15 protein-coding genes are annotated in these 18,781 nt (G+C 61.3%); 9 read left to right on the top strand and 6 right to left on the bottom strand.

All coding sequences use genetic code 11. The annotated features are described in order from the left end of the window. Positions 1-39 precede the first annotated feature (39 nt). From uvrA to PWM43_RS07825, 5 genes are all read right to left on the bottom strand, one after another. On the bottom strand, positions 40-2,955 hold the full coding sequence (gene uvrA / locus PWM43_RS07845) for an excinuclease ABC subunit UvrA (RefSeq protein ID WP_289841942.1): 2,916 nt from the start codon (positions 2,953-2,955) through the stop codon (positions 40-42). Between the two features lie 140 nt (positions 2,956-3,095). Further along, positions 3,096-3,413, bottom strand: a complete 318-nt coding sequence (locus PWM43_RS07840; protein ID WP_289841941.1) for a hypothetical protein — start codon at positions 3,411-3,413, stop codon at positions 3,096-3,098. Between the two features lie 132 nt (positions 3,414-3,545). Beyond that, positions 3,546-4,490: a 2-hydroxyacid dehydrogenase gene (locus PWM43_RS07835; protein WP_289841940.1), complete on the bottom strand. Its 945-nt coding sequence runs from the start codon at positions 4,488-4,490 to the stop codon at positions 3,546-3,548. Between the two features lie 164 nt (positions 4,491-4,654). After that, the gene (locus tag PWM43_RS07830; RefSeq protein WP_289841939.1) at positions 4,655-5,131 is read right to left on the bottom strand and encodes a low molecular weight protein-tyrosine-phosphatase; all 477 of its coding nucleotides are present in this window, start codon (positions 5,129-5,131) and stop codon (positions 4,655-4,657) included. Between the two features lie 32 nt (positions 5,132-5,163). Beyond that, entirely contained in the window at positions 5,164-5,508 is a 345-nt protein-coding gene (locus PWM43_RS07825; protein ID WP_289841938.1) for a hypothetical protein, read from the bottom strand. Between the two features lie 120 nt (positions 5,509-5,628). Here PWM43_RS07825 and crcB point away from each other — a divergent pair, with 120 nt between their 5' ends. The 7 genes from crcB (at position 5,629) to holA (ending at position 14,554) form a co-directional block, all read left to right on the top strand. Then, complete coding sequence (gene crcB / locus PWM43_RS07820; protein WP_289841937.1) at positions 5,629-6,066, top strand: fluoride efflux transporter CrcB; 438 nt, start codon at positions 5,629-5,631, stop codon at positions 6,064-6,066. 88 nt (positions 6,067-6,154) lie between these two features. Then, positions 6,155-6,784, top strand: a complete 630-nt coding sequence (locus PWM43_RS07815; protein ID WP_289841936.1) for a LysE family translocator — start codon at positions 6,155-6,157, stop codon at positions 6,782-6,784. Between the two features lie 744 nt (positions 6,785-7,528). Further along, positions 7,529-9,574: an AfsR/SARP family transcriptional regulator gene (locus PWM43_RS07810; protein ID WP_289841935.1), complete on the top strand. Its 2,046-nt coding sequence runs from the start codon at positions 7,529-7,531 to the stop codon at positions 9,572-9,574. A 101-nt stretch (positions 9,575-9,675) separates the two neighbouring features. After that, positions 9,676-10,188: a DUF3576 domain-containing protein gene (locus PWM43_RS07805; protein WP_289841934.1), complete on the top strand. Its 513-nt coding sequence runs from the start codon at positions 9,676-9,678 to the stop codon at positions 10,186-10,188. 42 nt (positions 10,189-10,230) lie between these two features. After that, positions 10,231-12,831 (top strand): leucine--tRNA ligase, encoded by a 2,601-nt coding sequence (gene leuS / locus PWM43_RS07800; protein WP_289841933.1) that lies wholly within the window; start codon positions 10,231-10,233, stop codon positions 12,829-12,831. Position 12,832: 1 nt separating this feature from the next. Further along, positions 12,833-13,522, top strand: a complete 690-nt coding sequence (locus tag PWM43_RS07795) for a hypothetical protein (protein WP_289841932.1) — start codon at positions 12,833-12,835, stop codon at positions 13,520-13,522. A 30-nt stretch (positions 13,523-13,552) separates the two neighbouring features. Then, positions 13,553-14,554, top strand: a complete 1,002-nt coding sequence (gene holA, locus PWM43_RS07790; protein WP_289841931.1) for a DNA polymerase III subunit delta — start codon at positions 13,553-13,555, stop codon at positions 14,552-14,554. Between the two features lie 80 nt (positions 14,555-14,634). On the opposite strand, the gene PWM43_RS07785 is transcribed toward holA, so the two are convergent. Further along, on the bottom strand, positions 14,635-16,956 hold the full coding sequence (locus PWM43_RS07785) for a TonB-dependent receptor (RefSeq protein ID WP_289841930.1): 2,322 nt from the start codon (positions 16,954-16,956) through the stop codon (positions 14,635-14,637). A 212-nt stretch (positions 16,957-17,168) separates the two neighbouring features. Between PWM43_RS07785 and PWM43_RS07780 the strand changes: the two genes are divergently transcribed. Next, a complete protein-coding gene (locus PWM43_RS07780; RefSeq protein WP_289841929.1) occupies positions 17,169-17,411 on the top strand; it encodes a hypothetical protein in 243 nt (80 codons plus the stop codon). A 95-nt stretch (positions 17,412-17,506) separates the two neighbouring features. Next, the gene (locus tag PWM43_RS07775; RefSeq protein WP_289841928.1) at positions 17,507-18,739 is read left to right on the top strand and encodes a DNA recombination protein RmuC; all 1,233 of its coding nucleotides are present in this window, start codon (positions 17,507-17,509) and stop codon (positions 18,737-18,739) included. Positions 18,740-18,781: the final 42 nt, after the last annotated feature.

The raw sequence follows: 18,781 nt of genomic DNA, 5'->3' as shown, positions 1-18,781 counted from the left end.
CATTTCACGCATGGCGAGCGTCTTCGTCCATCAGCGGATTTAAACGGCCGCTGATGTCTTCCGCCGGGTTTTCCTGGGCTTCGGAGAAGGAACGGGTTCGGTCCGCGCCAGCATCGGGCGCAGAAACCGTCCGGTATGGCTGTCCGGACAGGCCGCGATATCTTCCGGCCGTCCTTCCACCACCACGCGGCCGCCCCCTTCGCCCCCTTCGGGACCGATATCGATCAGCCAGTCGGCCGTCTTGATGACATCGAGATTATGCTCGATGACGACGATCGTGTTGCCTTGCTCCACCAGAGCGTGAAGCACTTCCAGCAGCTTGCGGACATCCTCGATATGAAGCCCCGTCGTGGGTTCGTCGAGAATGTAGAGCGTGCGCCCGGTGGCGCGCTTGGCGAGTTCCTTGGACAGTTTGACGCGTTGCGCTTCCCCGCCGGAGAGCGTGGTGGCCTGCTGGCCGAGCGTGACGTAGCCGAGACCGACCTGTTGCAGAATGGCGAGGCGATCGCGGATGCGCGGCACCGCGTGGAAGAACGGCAGGGCTTCGTCCACGGTCATGGCCAGCACGTCGGCAATCGATTTGCCCCGGAACTTCACGTCGAGCGTCTCGCGATTGTAGCGCTGTCCCTTGCAGGTCGCGCATGTCACGTACACGTCGGGCAGAAAATGCATCTCGATCTTCAGGACGCCGTCACCCTGACACGCTTCGCAACGGCCGCCCTTGACGTTGAACGAGAAACGACCGGGTTTGTAACCGCGTGCCTTCGCTTCGGGCATTTCGGCGAACCAGTCCCGGATCGGGGCGAAGAGATCCGTGTAAGTGGCCGGGTTGGAGCGCGGCGTGCGACCGATCGGGGACTGGTCGATCTCGATGATCTTGTCGAGCTGCTCCATGCCGTCGATCGCGCGATAGGGCAGGGGTGTTGCCCCAGACCCCATGAGTTGACGCGACAGGGCCTTGTAGAGCGTGTCGATGACGAGCGTGGACTTGCCGCCGCCGGAGACGCCGGTGACGGCGACAAAACAGCCTAGCGGGAAGTTCGCCGTCACATCGTGCAGGTTGTTCCCTGTCGCCCCGCGCAGTGTCAGCATGCGAGCGGCATCCACGGGGCGGCGCTGCGCGGGAAGCGGAATGGCGCGGCGGCCCGAGAGGTAATCACCTGTAATGCTGGCGGTGTTCTGCGCGACTTCGGCGGGTGTGCCCACAGCGACGACCTGGCCACCATGAGAACCCGCCCCCGGTCCCATGTCGATCAGCCAGTCCGCCGCCCGGATGGCGTCCTCATCGTGCTCGACGACGATGACCGTGTTGCCCAGTTTCTTGAGGCGCTCAAGCGTGCCGAGCAGACGTTCATTGTCGCGCTGGTGCAGCCCGATCGAAGGTTCGTCGAGCACATAAAGCACGCCCGTCAGCCCGGAGCCGATTTGGGACGCGAGGCGGATGCGCTGGCTCTCGCCGCCCGAAAGCGTGGCGGAGCCGCGCGAGAGCGTCAGATAGTCGAGGCCGACGTCGTTGAGGAAATGCAGGCGATCGGTGATTTCGCGCAGGATGCGACGTGCGATTTCGGCGCGCTGGGGTGTCAGGGACGCCTCGACGGTCGAGAACCACGCCAGCGCCCGACGGATGGTGAGGTCGGACGCTTGCGCGATGTTGAAATCGTTGACGCGTACGCAAAGCGCTTCCGGTCTCAGGCGTGCGCCGTGGCAGACATGACAGGGCTGGTCTGACTGATAGCGTGAAAGTTCTTCCCGTACCCAGACACTGTCGGTTTCGGCTGCGCGACGGCGCAGATTGTTCAGCACGCCCTCGAAGGGTTTGGTGATCGAATATGCCCGCCGGTCGTCGCGATAAGTGAACTCGATGGGCACCGGCGCGCCGTCGAGAAGCGTTTCGCGGGTCTGGAGCTTCAGCTTGTGCCAGGGCGTCTTCATGGACTCGCCGAAATGCTTGGCGATGGCTTCCAGCGTCTGGTCGAACCATGGTGTCTTGGCGTCCGCCCAGGGCGCGATGGCCCCCTGAGCCAGCGACAGGCGTTCGTCCGGCAAGACCAGATTGACGTCGAAATGCGTTTCGGTGCCGATCCCGTCACAGGCGGGACACGCGCCCATCGGCGCATTGAACGAGAACAGGCGCGGCTCGATTTCTTCGAGCGTGAAGCCGCTGACCGGACAGGCAAACTTGGCCGAAAAGACCATGTGGAGCTTTTCGGTTTCGCTCCCTTCGCGCTGAACGTCTTCCGCGTAGGCAAGACCATCGGACAGGGCGATGGCTGTCTCGAAGCTGTCGGCGAGCCGCGTTTCGATGCCAGGCTTGACCACGACGCGATCAACAACGACCTCGAGCGTGTGCCGCAGCTTCCGGTTGAGATCCGGAGCGTCTCCGATGTCGTAGAGTTCGCCGTCGATCTTCACGCGGGCGAAGCCCTTGCGCTGCAACTCGGCCAGTTCCTTGCGATATTCGCCTTTGCGGTCGCGAATGACGGGTGAGAGCAGCATCAGCCGCGTGCCTTCTGGAAGCGCCATGACCCGATCGACCATCTGGCTGATCGTCTGCGCCTCGATGGGCAGGCCTGTCGCCGGCGAATAGGGAACGCCTGCCCGCGCCCATAGCAGGCGCATATAGTCGTGGATTTCGGTGATGGTGCCCACAGTCGAGCGCGGATTTTTCGAAGTGGTTTTCTGCTCGATCGAAATGGCGGGTGACAGCCCTTCGATCGAGTCGACATCGGGCTTGCCCATCAGTTCGAGAAACTGGCGCGCATAGGCCGAAAGACTTTCGACGTAGCGCCTCTGGCCTTCGGCGTAGATCGTGTCGAAAGCCAGTGAGGATTTCCCTGATCCCGACAGACCGGTGATGACGGTCAGCGCGTCACGCGGGATATCGGCGTCGATGTTTTTCAGATTATGGACGCGGGCGCCGCGGACGCGGATCGCATGCTTGAAGGGATCGGACATCGTTTCTGGCGGGTCTCTGTCATGAGGGGCCGCGCGAAACGCGGCTGTCCCGCACCATGTAGGGATCGTTCCCGTCTTGTCCACCTCTTGACGGGTTCACGTTTCGTTTCTGCCCGTGTTCGCCTTGAGAGACTGACGCTTCAGAAGGTATCTGCGGTTTTGATCCCGGTCTGCATGTACGTGACGGCGCTTGCCGCCGAGTTGGTCTCATTATGGGCATGCGACGCCGAAAGCGCTGAGTAGAGTGCGTTCAGCAGAGAACCCTGACCATTCGAACTGATAGTTTGCGATGTGCTGGAGGTCGGCTGGCTCTGCGCCGTGGTTGCGTTCAGTTCGCTGGTGAAGTCACGTGTGCCGGAAATGATCCGGGGCGAATGCAATGGCTGCGTCGTGACGCCGCCCGTCGCTGAGCCATGTGAACGCGGTGACAATAGGGATGCGTGGGCCGAGAGGGACATCGTCCGGTTCCTTCCTGTGGAGACGCTGCTGGGCATCCGCCTTCCGCCAACCATGCGCATGAAAAAGTAAATCGATGGTTGACGGGTCGCCCCAGGGTGAGCGCCGGGCGAGGCTCCCACGGATGAACGTCGTCAGATGACGGGGGTAAGTAAAGGTTTTCCGGCGAACTGGGCGAGAAGATTATCGATGACGAGATGGCCCATCGCCGTGCGGACCTCGACGGTCGATGTGCCACGATGAGCCTGAAGAACGACGTTATCGAGCGCCAGAAGCGCTTCTGGTACATGCGGTTCGTCGACGAAGACGTCCAGCCCCGCTCCTGCGATCCGCTTTTCCGTCAGGGCCGCCACCAGTTCGGGCTCGTCGACGACGCTGCCGCGCGCGATATTGATGAGATATCCGTTCGGACCCAGTGCGTCGATCACGGCACGATTGACCATGTTGCGTGTTTCGGGGGTTCCTGGAACGGCGAGAATCAGTACGTCCACGTGATCGGCGAGGGCGACGATGGAGTCGAAATACGGATAGGAGACGCCATCTTTCCTGTGACGCGCATAGTAGGCAACGGCCATACGCAGAGCGTCCGCCCGTTCGGCGATGATCGAGCCGATCTGGCCGAATCCTACGATGCCAACTTTTTTCCCCGTCAAGGCATGAGAGTTTGGAACTGGCAGTTTTCCCCAGTGCCCCGCCCTGACGAACCGATCATTCGCTGAAATGCCGCGCATGACGTCAATCATGAGACCGATCGCCATATCCGCGACGTCGTCGTCCAGAACGCCCTGTGTGGTGGCGACGCGGATTCCGCGCCGCTTGGCCTCCACGAGATCGATTTGGTCCGTGCCGACTCCGTTGACGGAAATGATCTCGAGATGAGGCAGGGCCGCCATGATCTCGGGTTTCAGGCCAGCGCCCCCGCCGGTGGTGACGCCGCGTATGGACGATGCGACCGGCCCGAGCGCGTCCATTCCCCGATAACGATGGAGCGTGAAATGGTCGGCCAGCCGCTGGGTGATGTCGTCTGGCATCGGGTCGATCATGAGGATATCGGGTTTTGACGTTGCCGTGGATGTCATGGGTGCTGCCCTTCTCCGGAAAGCGCCGGAGCCGGGCCGACGCGATCGATCACGATTCATGACGTAGCGCTTGTCCGCGTCGGGACAAAGCCCCCGTCATAGGGTTTGACGAAGTCTCAACGTGTATTTGAAGGGCTGCATTTAGTATCGTCTGCCGTTCAGGCTCAGTCGTTTCCGTCGAAAGTCCGCGAAGCGAGGCAGCGACAGGCCTCGGAGACGTCCCGCCAGACGGTCTCGAAAGCCGCCTCGGTTTCATAATATGGGTCTTCGACGTCCTCACCGCGGCGGTCGGCGACGTGGTCAAGCAGCAATGATATTTTCGCGTATGCGGATCGGGGAGCCAATCGCAGCAAGACCCGACGATGGCTCTCGTCGAGCGCGAGAATATGACTGAAGCGGTCAAAATCTTCCAAGGAGATCTGGCGTGCGACACAGGTGTCGATGTTGAGGCCGTGGCGACTGGCCGTCGCGCGTGCCCGACGGTCCGGCGGGTCACCGACGTGCCAGGCCCCTGTTCCGGCTGAATCGATGTCGATGGTCAGCCCACGCCGTGCGGCTTCAGCGCGCATGGCGCCTTCCGCGAGAGGCGATCGACAGATATTGCCTGTGCAGACGAAGAGAAAACTGGGTGTGTCGGACAAACGGCCTGCTCCGATTCTCTGAACGTTTTTTGTCAGTCGTCGTGTTTTGTCAGATAAGATGCGCGTGGAAAGAAAATAACTACCAGCGGGATCGGGGCGATGCGGCGCGTCGCGATCAGGATGAAATTGCGGTCATGGAACACCTTTTCAACGTGCTCGTCGGGCTTCTCGTCGGCTTGTTCAGCCTGATCGTCGCGTCCATCGCGTCCATTGAATACGTGGCGCGCGAGGCCCTTCAGCGGATCGGTATAGGAGGACAGGCCCAGACGGCTCTTCTGGCTCTTCTCCTTCTGGCGCTCGTCGTGCTTGCCCTCAGGATTTTCGGCCGGTTTTTCGGCATTATGATCGCTGTTCTCCTTGTCATTGTCCTCATTCACGCTTTGGCCGCGCCCGCGCTGGTCGCGCCGTCCGTTTCATTTTGAGCTCTCGCGAGCTCGTGGACGAATGCGCGTCGTCGTGACCGTTGATGGTAGCTGGCGGCAAGAACGGAGACAGGAATGACGGCGCCGAATATGCTGACAACTTTCGCCATCGCGCTTGGAGGCGCGGTTGGAACGGTCATGCGATATTGGATCGGTCTGGCGCTGGCGCGCTGGAGCCAGACGCTGCCCTGGGGAACCATCGTGATCAATGTGACGGGCTCGTTCGCGATCGCCCTGTTCGGCGCTCTGACGGTTTCCGGTGCGCGGCTTCAAGCGCCCGAGACGGCGAGGCTGGTTTTCATGGTGGGGCTGTGCGGGGGATATACGACGTTCTCGTCTTTCAGCCTCCAGACGCTCGATCTGCTTCGCAATGGCACACCCTTACGGGCTCTCATGAATATCGGTCTCTCGGTTGGCCTGTGTATGGCAAGCGTGACGGCAGGCTATCTCGCGGCACAGGCCATCAATCACATGTATGCGACGAATGTCCCGTTTTCCGCATCCGACGAATGAGCGGGCAGGCGCTTGCTCTGTCGAAAAATGAGCGGTACGTTTTTCGTACGCAACAGAAGCATGGTAAACGGGAATTCAAAGGCGCCAGATGACGTTTCAGAACTGGTGGTTGTTCGTAACCGCCGTCTTTCTCCTCTCCGCGACGCCCGGCCCCAATATGCTGCACATCCTGTCACGCAGCGTGCTGGTGGGAGTCCGGCAGACGACGATCGCCATGGCAGGCTGTCTTTCCGCCCTTTGCATGATTCTGTCGGCTTCGGCACTTGGATTGACCGCGCTGCTTCTGGCGGTGCCGGGAGCGTTCGAAGTGCTGCGTTATGTCGGCGCTGCCTATCTGATTTTTCTCGGCGTCAAGGCTTGGCGGACGAATGAGGCGCCGATTGACGTCGGGCGGGTAGAGCCTCCGCGTTCCATGCGGGGCTGGCGCCTGTTTCGTGGCGGCTTCAGCATTGGAATCAGCAATCCCAAGTCACTGCTTTTCGCTGCGGCGTTCTTGCCGCAGTTTGTCAATTCTCACGCTCCGAAAGCCCCTCAGTTCATTGTGCTCGTAGGGACCTTCCTGATCATCGAGTCGTTTTGGTATTTCGTTTACGCCTGGGGCGGGCGTTCGATTTCACATTATCTCGAGCGACCGACAATCAGTCGGATCTTCAATCGTGTGACTGGTGGTATTTTCGTGGGTTTCGGAATCGTTCTGCTGAAATTCCGAGAAAACTGAGGGGTATCTCGAGATACGTTCAGGCGCGATGTGTTGGTGTCCGCGGCGGGATTCGAACCCACGGCCCCAGGATTCATACCACTTCGACTTTCGCCGCCGGGCATTGCGTCAAAAAGCAACGTCCGTTCGTGGTCTGGACTGTCTCTTCACCATAGGCATCGCGCCGACAGGTGCCACCCATACAGTCTCTACACCTTCCTGCCGGAACAGGCTTGGCTCGGGATTGGCAGGGTCTCGCGACCGTGAGCGTTCCCCGAATTTGAGCGGATCCGTCATGACGTTTCCGATCATGACGCCCAATTTGGAACCAGGAATCCTGTGCTCTATCCTGCTGAGCTACGCGGACACACAATCGCGTGTTTAGTAGATCTTGCCGTCTGCGGCAAGATGTCCATGCGCCGGAAGCGTCCTGGGCGCGGAAATGCCGAATACAATCGCCACGTCCGGTATTTTTAACAAAAAGACCTCGCGCCTCTTCGAAATTCATTCTCTATCATGAGTTGCTTGCTTATATTAGATGACCTATCTGAATGACGAAATCATGAAAGTATGCAACCTGCGGCAAACGCTACTTTTGCTGTTGGACGGCGTTTCCTGAACTGAGCCGCAATCTAAGATTGTATATCGTATATTATATGATGTATGAGGAGAAATCTTATGTTCGAGGTAGGGCGGCACAGCTTGCCCAAGATGGATCCGACCCTTCTTCGGATTCGCCTCATCGGGAGTATGGAAGCGCGTTCCATGAGGAGCGAGAGCGTGTTGCCCATCGGTGGGAAGACACGTGGTCTGCTGGCTGTTCTCGCGCTCGCGAATCGTAGGCCCGTCACGCGCCCGCGCCTCGCCGAACTTTTATGGAGCCAGCGTCCGGAAGAACTGGCTCGTGCTTCGCTGCGTCAGGAAATCCATCGGCTGCTGGATGCGCTCAGCCCTCTTGGCGTGGATGTCATTGATGTGCAGCGGCATACTCTGGCGCTCAAGCCTGCTCTGACGTCCGTGGATGTCGAACGTGTCTACGCGGTTGGGCTTCCGGCGATCCGGGAGCTCGAAGAGCCGTTTGCGCCGCTTCTCGCCGATCTGAATGGGATCGATCCGGCTTTTGACGGGTGGCTTGAAGAGCAGCGCACGGGGCTCACGCGGCACATCCAGAGTGTACTGACGCGTGCGTTGCAGGAAGAGGTGGACGCCGACACCCTCTTTGCCATTGCGGATCAGCTTCTTTCCGGTGACGAATACAACGAGAGCGCCTGGCGCGCGCGTATGCAGGCGGCGGTTCTTCAGGGAGAACATGCCAAGGCTCTCGAATTCGGGCGAAAGATGCTCGAGATGTTTGAGTCCCGGTTGGGGCGTCCGCCGGGGCCGGTGACGATGGATCTGCTGAGTTCGTTGCAGGCGGCGGCCGTCCCGGCGGCGAAACGGTCCGCTTTTTCGGATTCTGATCGCGATGCTCCCTCACGGGAGCTGTTCTCGGCGGAGGATGGGGAGGGCATTCTTTCATTGACGCCGCCTTCGACCCTGCGTTCCGCCAGCGAAGCGGCGCGGCGTCTGGCGATGATTGCCGTCGCACCGGTTATGCTGCCTCCGGATATGGAGTCCGGCGTCAGTTTCGAGTTGGGTGACGCGCTTGACGTGACTTTGTCGCGTCAGCATCTTTTCGGCGTTTTGCCGGCTCCACAGAGGACGGATACGGTCGAAAGGGGTTACGCGGAGACCTGCCGCAAGGCGGGGGCCGATTTTCTTCTCACCACTGCCGTGCGTAAGATGGCGGGTGGAGCGACAGCCGCGCGTACGAGTATCATTTTCCGGCTCATCGACCTCCGTTATGATAATGGCATCGTCTGGGCGAGGAAAATTGTTTTCGACGATGGTGTCGGAGACATGAGAGCCGTGCTGCCCAGCCTGATGGGTGTTGGCATCGCGTTGCAATGGGCCGTCCTGCAGTTCGAGGGGCGGGTGCAGGCGCCTCGTTCCGTCAGGGAGCTTTCGCACGGCGGCCGCGCACTGAGAGCGCTCATGCTTCTCATGCGGTGCGACGTCGCGTTGTTCCCGCAGATCGGGATGTTGCTGGAGACCCGACAAAGCGAGGCCGGTTCGCTGCGCGATCTTGCCACAGCGCTTTTCGCTTCGGTACGTGCCGTATCTTATCGCACGCCAGATGAAGACGAGACTCAGCTGGAAGCCCTCTCCCTTCTTCAGGAGTGTCAGGCCCAGACGCCCCAAAGTCCGATTTCGCGGCTGGCTCTGGCCTATGTCACGTTCCGGATGCCCGGACATGCGCCCATGGCGGAAGCGTTGACCGCATCTTTGGTCAATGACGGTCCGGATGACGGCGGTCTGCCTCCTGATCTTCCAGCCTGCTCCCTGCTCCAGGCCTTCGCCGCCGCGCATCATGGGCACTGGGAAGAGGCGAGCAGACGTACCGAGGACTACCTTGCTGCCCGACACGAAGACCCGTCCTGCGTTCTGACGGAGCCCAGCGCGATCATGCTGCTGCTGCTCGTGGGGCGCTCCAATGAGGCTGTGCGCATGAGTCGCTCCTATGTCTGCACCTTCCCAAGGTTTCCGGCCGCGCTCATTTATTATGTCGCGGCTCTGGTCGAGGCGGGTCTCGACAGTGAGCTTGAAATTGCACGCGCGCAGCTACTTGCCCTTTGCCCGTCGCTCTCTCTCGATCAACTCATGAAACGTCATATGTTCCTCCCGGAGGAGGCTCAGGAACGTTTGCGCCGCGCATGGCTCAAGAGCGGTGTGGTCCATGAGGACAATAAGACGACGGCATGCTTGGCGTGACGGTCCGGGCGCGATATGTAGGGCGGCTTATTTAATGGTTTCCGCGCCCCTGTGGCGCGCGGGGTTTCTCCACGCGGCCATACTCGGCCTACAGGGACATCATGACGCCTCCTTCACAGCCGACCACTCTTTTGTCTTCCGGAATTCGGGTCCGTCACTGGGGGGCGCTTGGCGTCCTGCTGGTTCTTTCGGCATGCGGCAATAATCGCAGCCCGAACAGTCTGACGACGCCCCGCAATCATCTCGCCGAGTTCGACCGGGGTGCGACGGGTGGTGATGACCAGTTGAAGGGTGGCGTGAATGCCTATCTGTGGCGCGGCGCGCTCGATACGCTGTCCTTCATGCCGTTTGCTTCGGCGGACGCCGTGGGCGGCGTGATCCTGACGGACTGGTATCAGCCGCCTGGCGCGACGAACGAGCGTTTCAAGATCGCGACCTACATCCTTGACCGCCGTCTGCGTTCCGATGCGTTGCGCGTATCCGTTTTCCGGCAGGTCAGGCAGGACGGTGAGTGGAATGATATGCCGCCAGCGGTCAATACGGTTTCGGACATCACCTCGCGCATCCTTGCCCGCGCCCGCCAGTTGCGGGCCGAAAACGGCGACCGCAACTAACGGGACACGGGTGCCGCCGCGCACCCGTCACAAACGGACGATATGAACGATCAAGAGACCGCTACCTTCGATTTCGCGAAGGCCGAACCCCGTTGGCAGGAAGCCTGGGCCCGCAAGCGCGTTTTTGCCGCGGATGACCATCCGCCGACGGATCGTCCCAAATACTATGTGCTGGAGATGTTCCCCTATCCGTCGGGCCAGCTTCATATGGGACATGTGCGCAATTACGCGCTGGGCGACGTCGTCGCCCGCTATAAGCGCGCGCAGGGTTTTTCGGTCCTGCACCCGATGGGATGGGATGCATTCGGGCTGCCGGCCGAAAACGCGGCGCGGGAGCGCGGCGTTCATCCGGGCCAGTGGACGATGGACAACATCGCCGCCATGCGTGGGACGCTCCAGCGGCTCGGCTTCTCGCTCGACTGGGATCGTGAAATCGCAACCTGCCTGCCGGAATATTATGGCAAGCAGCAGAAACTGTTTCTCGACATGTGGGACAAGGGCCTCGTCGAGCGCAAGGAATCGTCGGTCAACTGGGATCCGGTGGATCATACCGTCCTGGCGAATGAGCAGGTGGTCGATGGTCGCGGCTGGCGTTCGGGCGCCCTGATTGAAAAGAAGCGGCTGTCGCAGTGGTTTCTCAGGATCACGGATTTTGCCCAGCCGCTTCTCGATGGTCTCGGTGCGCTGGACCGCTGGCCCGCGCGTGTCCGGGTCATGCAGGAGCGTTGGATCGGTCGCTCCGAAGGGGCGCGGGTGCGTTTCCCGCTGCACGGAGCCCCGGAGGGATTCGACAGTGATCTCGATTCCGTCGAAGTTTTCACGACGCGCCCCGACACGCTGTTCGGCATGAGTTTCTTGGCGATCGCGGCCGATCATCCGCTGGCGGCCAAAGTGGCCAGCGGCAATCCGGAAGTGCGCGCGTTCGTCGAAGAGTGTCAGAGGCTCGGAACATCCGAAGAGGCGATCGAGATCGCGGAAAAGCGCGGTGTCGACACGGGATTGCGTGTGGCCAATCCGTTCTCGCCGGATGAGACGTCGCCAGTCTGGATCGCAAATTTCGTCCTGATGGACTATGGCACCGGCGCGGTGTTCGGTTGCCCGTGCGGCGATCAGCGCGACCTGGATTTCGCTCGTAAATACGATCTGCCGATCCGGCCCGTGATCCTGCCTGCGGGTGAGGAAGCCGCGACGTTCACCGTTGGCAAAACGGCGGCGAGCGGTGACGGCACGCTGATCAATTCCGGCTTTCTCGACGGACTCACGACGGCGGACGGTAAGCGCAAGGCGATCGAGCGGCTCGAAGCCATGGGCGTCGGACGGGGGGTCGTGAACTGGCGTCTGCGCGACTGGGGCATCTCCCGTCAGCGCTACTGGGGCTGCCCGATTCCGGTCATCCATTGCGAGGCCTGCGGCGCCGTGCCGGTGCCGCAAGATCAGCTTCCCGTCGTTCTGCCGGAGGACGTCACGTTCGATCGTCCCGGCAATCCGCTGGATCATCATCCGACCTGGAAGCATGCGGACTGCCCCAATTGCGGCAGACCCGCGCGGCGCGAGACGGATACGTTCGATACCTTCGTCGATAGCTCCTGGTATTTCGCGCGTTTCACCGCGCCGCACGCCGAAACGCCGACCGATCCGGCGGCGGCCAACGCGTGGCTACCGGTCGATCAGTATATCGGCGGCATCGAGCATGCGATTCTTCACCTGCTCTACGCGCGTTTCTTCACGCGTGCGATGCACGCAACCGGTCATCTCGACGTCGATGAGCCATTTGCCGGGCTTTTCACGCAAGGCATGATTACGCACGAAAGCTATCGTGACGAAAACGGCTGGCTGGCGCCCGAAGATATCGAACGCACTCCGCAAGGGACGCTCGTGCGTCGTGACAACGGCGTGGCGGTCACGGTCGGCCGCTCCGAGAAGATGTCGAAATCGAAGCGCAACACGGTTTCTCCTGTGGCGATCATCGAACGTTTCGGCGCGGATACGGCGCGGTGGTTCGTGTTGTCGGACAGTCCGCCCGAGCGTGACATGGAGTGGACGGAAGCCGGGATCGCGGCTTCGGCGCGTTTCGGCCAGCGGCTGTTCCGGCTGGTCGCCAGCGTCGCCGCCCGTGACGCGGCTGACAGCGCGCACGACACGGGCGGCGAGGATCTGCGCCGCATGACGCATCGCACGATCGCAGCCGTGACGGAGGCGCTGGACGGCTTCTCACCCAATGTCGCGGTGGCGCGTCTGCATGAGCTGACTTCCGCGCTGGCCGAGGCTGAAAAATCCGATGCGTCGGGCATGGCGGCGGCGCGACGCGAAGCCGCGCTGACGCTCTGTCTGCTCTGCGCGCCCATGCAGCCGCATCTGGCCGAGGAAATGCTCTCGCATCTGGAGCCATCTGGTCCCATGGTCGTCGAGCGGGCCTGGCCCGTGGCCGACCCGCAATGGCTGGCGGTGACGCGCGTGACGATCGGGGTGCAGGTGATGGGCAAGCTGCGCGGGACCATCGAAGTCGCTCCCGATGCGCCAGCGAACGAGGTGATCGCCCAGGCGGAAGCGGACCCGAATGTTGCGCGGATGCTCGAGGGCAAACGGATCGTCAAGAAAATCCATGTGCCGAACCGTATCGTCAATTTCGTGATCGCGGGTTGATATGAGCCGCGGCCGCTATTTCCCTCGCGTTAGCCTCGTGGCCCTGCATTCTACGGTCGTGCTGGCGTCGCTACCGCTTGCCGGATGCGGCTTCCAGCCTCTTTATGGGCAGGTGGATGGCGGTCAGCCGCAGATCGCGGAGACGTTGCAGAACATTTACGTCGCCAACATACCCGAAAGAAACGGGCAGCAATTGCGTCTGGCGTTGCAGGAAAACCTCGGTGGCGCGAGCTCGGCCGCCCCCGAAGGTTACACATTGCGGGTGTCGCCCGGGTTTTCATCGGAATATATCGATATCCACTCGGACAATACATCCGGTCGCGTGCGCGAACTGGCATCGGCGCACTGGCAGCTTTATACCGTCGAACAGGCTCCCAAGCTGGTGGCGCAGGGCGATGCGAGCACGCTTGATGGTATGAATACGCAGTTCGAACAGTATTTCGCCCAGACGATGAACCACGAGACAGCGCAGGCGCGTATGGCCAAGACGCTGGCCAACGAAATCACCCAGCAGATCGCGACCTGGTTCCGCAGTCACGTCACGCCACCGAAAGCCAACAAGAAAATTCGTGAACGTTATTTCAATCCTAATGCCATGCCGGGCAAGAACGGAGCGCAGTACGACGATAGCGGTCCTGACGGCTTCCCGGCAGCGGCGACGGGTCGCCGTTCCAACGGCATTCTGGACTGATCCCGCGGCCCGGATCATGGGGGTGGCGTCATGAAGATCGATGCGCGTAATGCCGGAAAAGCGATTGCGGATGCCGCTTCATGGCGCGCCATTCTTCTCTATGGCGACGACGCGGGTCTGATTCGCGAACGTGCCGCACAGGCCGTGCGTGTCGTGGGGGAGAGTCTCGATGATCCCTTCCGCGTCGCGATGCTGGATCGTGAAACGCATGACCGGCTCGAGGAAGAGGCGACCGCGCTTTCCCTGATCGGCGGTCGGCGTGTCGTGTGGGTGCGCGAGGCGCAGGATGCGCTCGTGCCTGCTCTCAAACGTCTTTTCGAGATGCAGACCGACACATTGGTCGTGCTGGAAGCGCTAGGTCTTGCGTCGCGTTCAAAGCTCCGAACCCTGTTCGAAACCGCGAAGGAAGCCGCCTCGATCGGCTGCTATCCCGAAGAAGGACGGGCACTTTCCGCGACGATCGGCGACATGCTGACCGCGGCTGGCGTGCGGATCGACCGGGACGCCATGACATGGCTTCTGGGGCGTTTGGGTTCCGACCGTGCGGCCGTGCGGGGAGAGATCGAGAAGATCACCCTCTATGCTGGTCGGGGCGGGACGCTGACGGTTGAAGATGTGCAGGACTGCATCGGCGATGCCGCCAACGCCACGCTGGAGGATGCGACGAGCGCGGCGCTTTCGGGCGATCGCGCGGCGGCGGATCTCGCTTTGGAACGGGCCTTCGCGGATGGCGCCAATCCGATTGGCGTTCTGCGGGCCGTGCTCTCTGCTCTGACGCGTCTGCTGCGTGTCGCGCAGGCGGTTGAGGGCGGGCTCGGGCGGGCCGAAGCCATGAAGACCTTGCGACCGCCGGTTTTCTTCAAGCGCGCGGAGGCTTTCAATCGTGCGCTGGATCGGTGGACCGTATCTTCTCTGCTCGGTGCCTGCGCGCAGACGCAGGCGCTGGAACTGGCCTGCAAACAAACCGGAACGCCGGACATGGCGCTGTGTCGGCGCCATCTCGCGGTCCTTTGCGCTGGCGGGCGGCGTTGAGATCGGGGTCGTGAAACATCAAAAGGGCGGTCGGGATGTTCCTTCCGCGCCGCCCTTTCTTATCGCTTGCCCGGATTGGATCAGAAGCGCTGCGAAATTCCTGTCAGGATCGTGCGACGCAGACCATATTGGGGAGCGCCGACGCCGATGCCCGAGCCCGAGCGGATTTCGTAGGCCTTGTCAAAGAGATTGATGACGTCGAGACGCAGTTCCGTCCGCTTGAGGAAGGGAATGTGGAAGAGATCCTTGAAAGCCTGCACGGCTGCGAAGTTGAACGTCGCGTATTTCGGGACGGAAGCGCCGTTCGGCGTCGCGCCGTCGGCGCGAAGGCCCGATCCGTAGAGCATGGTGGCTGAAAGACGCAGCGGATGGCCGGTTTTATGGAAGAACGCGTAGCTCGCGCCGGCCGACGCGGTCCAGCGCTGGTCATGATCGAGATGAATCCAGTGTTGCCGGATATAGGCCAGATCGTCCGGATCGAAGTTCCACTGGGCTGACGTAATGTCTTTGCCGATGGCTCGCGACCAGGCGAAATTGCCGTAAACGGTGAAAGCGCCACGTGTGTAGTCGGTCGCGAACTCGTAACCATTGACCTGGCCGCGGCGGTAATTGAACCCCGAGAGAATGATCGGCGAACCGAACTGGCCTTCGTCGATCAGGTTGCGGGCCAGCTTGACATAGGCGTCGAAGGAGGCGTGCCAGCCGGGCAGGATATCCTGTGCGAAGCCTGCGTCGAAATAGTGGTCGCGCTCGGCCTTGACGGTTGTGTTGAGCACGGTTTCCGGAGCACCCGATGTGCCCTCGAACCTGTTGAGCTGCGTTCCGCCCACGATCTCGAAAGGCGGCGGCGTGAAGTAGCGCGAATAGCCCGCATGAAACGTGCCGCCACGCCATGGCGTGTAGACCAGATTGACGCGTGGGCTGACCTGCTTGGAATGGGTGTACTGATCCACGCCGTCGAAGCGCAGGCCGTAATTGATGGTCAGGTTGCGGACGGGCTTCCACTCGTCCTGCGCGTAAAGGCCATAATACCAGCCCGTGCGACCCGTGCCGTCATGGATGGAGGCGATCTGGTCGCTGAAAGAGGGATCGCCGTTTGCGTCGATGCCGTCCTGAAGAAAAACGGCGGAGTCCGATTTGGCGATCGTGCGCTCGACATAGGCCTGAAATCCGAAGCGCACGGTATGCTGGCTGTTCGCGTGCCAGGTCAGGTCGGTCTGGTTGCCGGACGAAAACACGGAGCGCTGGGCGCGCTGCGCCAGGCCGTTATAGACGAGTTCGCCCAGAACGTCAGGCGAATAGCCGAGCGAGCTGTAACGTACGATCGCCGAGGTCTGGAGGCTGACCTGTCCCATGTCCTTCTGGAGCGACAGAATGCCGAAATCGGTGATTTCCTTCTGGCGCTCATTAAGACTGGAACTGTCCACGGTCCCGTTGAGGCGCTGCCCGAGTGCGCTGCTGGTGTAATCCGGATTGGCGAACTGGGTCTGCTGGCCGGGATTGTTGGGCAACTGATATTGAGCGTTCGATACCCCCGCCGTGAAGCTGACGCGCGTATTTTCATCGGCCGTATAACGTAGGTGTCCGAGGAAATGGTACTGGTTGGACAGATCGTGGATCGCGTTGAAATCCGGGGTCGGATTTTCAATGCCGACACGGTTGTGCACGAAATCCGCTGTCGCGAAATAGTCCCATTTTCCGGCATGGCCGCCATATTGCAGGGATGGCAGGAAATAATCCCGCGCACCGCCATAAACCGAAGCGTTGCCGCCGGCATCGGCGCTGCCGTTCTTGGTCGTGATGTCAACGACGCCCGCTTGCAGGAAGCCATATTCACTGGGCAGCGCGCCTGTCGTCAGCGACATAGAGTGGGCAAAACGTGTCATCAGCGCCTGACCGAAGACGCTCATCCCTTCCGGAAGCATGACGCCGTCGAGACGGAACTGCACCTCGTTGTGATCGCCGCGGACATGGATCTGGCCATAGCTGTCCTGCGCGACGCCGGGTGCCTGGAGGAGAACCTGATTGAGCGGCGCATTGTCGCCCCCCGGAATTCTTTCGATATCCTGACGCGTGAAGCGATAGGTTGTCGCGCCCGTGTCCGGCTGCAGACTGGCGCGCTTCTCGTCGAGATGGGCATTGACCATGATGTGTTCTTCACCGGACTGGACGTCGTCCGTCACCGTCTGGCGCGCGCTTTCACTGTCAAACGCAACGCGGCCTTTTTCAGGCGTGGTAGCGTCTGTCGTCACGGGGGTTTTTTTTGTCTTCGCTTTTTGCACATTCGTCACGCTGGCTTCCGGCGCGCTCTGGCCTGTCTGTGCAAGGGCGTGCTGCACGGGGAAGAGCGTGGCCGTCGTAAGCAGGAACCTGAGGGAGCGGAGAGGGCGTGAACGGGTCATGGCTAATCCGGGTGGAGGTAAGATCGGGAAAGGCTATAAACCGTATGATATAACATATCAATCTATTTCGTTGCGAATTGATGCTGTATGAATTTTCCGAGACCTGTCCCGCCTTCTTCCTGCCCGGATGCGGGTCATAATGAACGAAGCGGTCCGACACCCGTTGGGCCAATGAGAGTGCCCGGAACGGGCTTACAAAGAGGGTGTGAAAGATGCGTTTTGCACGGATGTTCGCAGCGAGTGCGATGACACTTGGATGGCTCATCACGCTTTCCGGATGCACGGGCACGGCAGCGCCCGGTCCCACGCCCCCCGGCATGCAGGTCGTCGGCTATGGCTATACGTGCAAGGCGGGCATTTACACCTGCAAGATGCCGACGCAGGTGCCGCTGGGGAATCCCTGCTCGTGTCCCGGCATCGGGGCCGCGTCCTACGGGAACGTACACCAGCCCTGAGCGTCTAGCGTTCGGAGCGGTTTCCGATCTGGTTTTGTTCGTTCGATGTTCTCCATATAAGGAGAAACATCTGATGATGATTCGATCGGGAGTTCATGATGGAAAGCGGCATGGCGGTGGTGTTGCCCTGGATCGTGGCGGGGCTCGCGCTGCTGGTGGCGCTCTTCGCATGGGTCAGGCAGGGAAGCGGGGTCAATCCGGCGGACCTGCGTGATATCCTGGGGCGTTACGTGGACGAGCAGCGTGCGGAAGCGGGTTTGCAGAGGCAGGCTCTGGCCGAGGTCGAGCGGCAGCTTTCGCGGCGGCTGGATCAGTTCAGGCTGGAGCTTTCGGAGCGTCTGGGTGGCCTGACGCGTGGTCTGGGGCAGGATCAGGCCGAAGCGCGCGTGGCGCAGGCGGAGGCTTTGCGCGAAATGGCGCGCGTCAACGCCGAGCAGCTCGAACGCATTCGCAAGGCCGTTGACGAGCAGTTGCATGTGGCAATCGAACGCCAGATGCAGAGTTCCTTTCAGCGCGTGGTCGAGCAGTTCACGGCCATGCAGAAAGCCATTGGGGAAGTGACGGCCGTGACGGCGCAGATCGGCGACCTCAAGCGTCTGTTCGGCAACGTCAAGACTCGCGGCGGCTGGGGTGAGGCGCAGTTGCGCGCCATTCTGGATGACGTCCTTCCGCCTGAGTCCTACGACAGCAATTTTCGGGTGGGCGATGGGGGCGCCGTCGTGGAGTTCGCGCTCAAAATGCCGGTGCGTGGGAGCGATGCGCCCCGTCTGGCGATCGACAGCAAATTCCCGACGGAAGCCTATGAACGCCTGCTCGACGCCGTGGATCGCGCCGATGGCGATGCGGAGCGTGCGGCGCGCCGGGGACTGGAAAGTGCCGTCCGTCTGGAGGCGCGCAAAATCGCCGAAAAATACATCTGTCCGCCTGTTACCGTGGAATTCGCGGTGCTCTACCTGCCGACGGACGGCCTCTATGCAGAGGTGGCGCGCGTGCCTGGCCTGATCGACGAAATCGGGCGCACGCAACGCGTCATCGTCATGTCTCCGGCTCTGATCCCGGCTCTGTTGCGAACCGTGCATCTCGGTTACGTCACGCTCGCTCTTGAGGAACGGACGGATGCGATCGCCCATCTTCTGGGACAGACCCGGCAGGAGATGCTGCGTATGGACGGCGTCCTGGAAAAGCTCGCCCGCAATGCCGGTGCGATGGGCAACACGATCGAGGAAGCCAGGCGCCGTACGCGCGTTCTGGGGCGGCATCTGCGCGGTCTCGATATGCCGGGAAATGGCGTGCCACAGGACGAAATCATTGTGACAGAAGAGATTTAAACGGCTTTTTACTGGTCGTCGCTCTCTGTCACGTTCATTGAT

The organism is Brytella acorum, assembly GCF_029309905.1.
GTDB lineage: Bacteria > Pseudomonadota > Alphaproteobacteria > Acetobacterales > Acetobacteraceae > Brytella > Brytella acorum.
This window is presented reverse-complemented; position numbering and strand designations above follow the sequence as displayed.

What these genes read in the sequence shown, in the direction of transcription:
- leuS (WP_289841933.1), top strand. Translation starts at nt 10,231, where the DNA reads ATGAACGATCAAGAGACCGCTACCTTCGATTTCGCGAAGGCCGAACCC.
- PWM43_RS07815 (WP_289841936.1), top strand. Translation starts at nt 6,155, where the DNA reads ATGACGTTTCAGAACTGGTGGTTGTTCGTAACCGCCGTCTTTCTCCTC.
- PWM43_RS07785 (WP_289841930.1), bottom strand. Translation starts at nt 16,956, where the DNA reads ATGACCCGTTCACGCCCTCTCCGCTCCCTCAGGTTCCTGCTTACGACG.
- PWM43_RS07805 (WP_289841934.1), top strand. Translation starts at nt 9,676, where the DNA reads ATGACGCCTCCTTCACAGCCGACCACTCTTTTGTCTTCCGGAATTCGG.
- PWM43_RS07810 (WP_289841935.1), top strand. Translation starts at nt 7,529, where the DNA reads ATGAGGAGCGAGAGCGTGTTGCCCATCGGTGGGAAGACACGTGGTCTG.
- PWM43_RS07780 (WP_289841929.1), top strand. Translation starts at nt 17,169, where the DNA reads ATGCGTTTTGCACGGATGTTCGCAGCGAGTGCGATGACACTTGGATGG.
- PWM43_RS07840 (WP_289841941.1), bottom strand. Translation starts at nt 3,413, where the DNA reads ATGTCCCTCTCGGCCCACGCATCCCTATTGTCACCGCGTTCACATGGC.
- PWM43_RS07775 (WP_289841928.1), top strand. Translation starts at nt 17,507, where the DNA reads ATGATGGAAAGCGGCATGGCGGTGGTGTTGCCCTGGATCGTGGCGGGG.
- uvrA (WP_289841942.1), bottom strand. Translation starts at nt 2,955, where the DNA reads ATGTCCGATCCCTTCAAGCATGCGATCCGCGTCCGCGGCGCCCGCGTC.
- PWM43_RS07835 (WP_289841940.1), bottom strand. Translation starts at nt 4,490, where the DNA reads ATGACATCCACGGCAACGTCAAAACCCGATATCCTCATGATCGACCCG.
- crcB (WP_289841937.1), top strand. Translation starts at nt 5,629, where the DNA reads ATGACGGCGCCGAATATGCTGACAACTTTCGCCATCGCGCTTGGAGGC.
- holA (WP_289841931.1), top strand. Translation starts at nt 13,553, where the DNA reads ATGAAGATCGATGCGCGTAATGCCGGAAAAGCGATTGCGGATGCCGCT.
- PWM43_RS07795 (WP_289841932.1), top strand. Translation starts at nt 12,833, where the DNA reads ATGAGCCGCGGCCGCTATTTCCCTCGCGTTAGCCTCGTGGCCCTGCAT.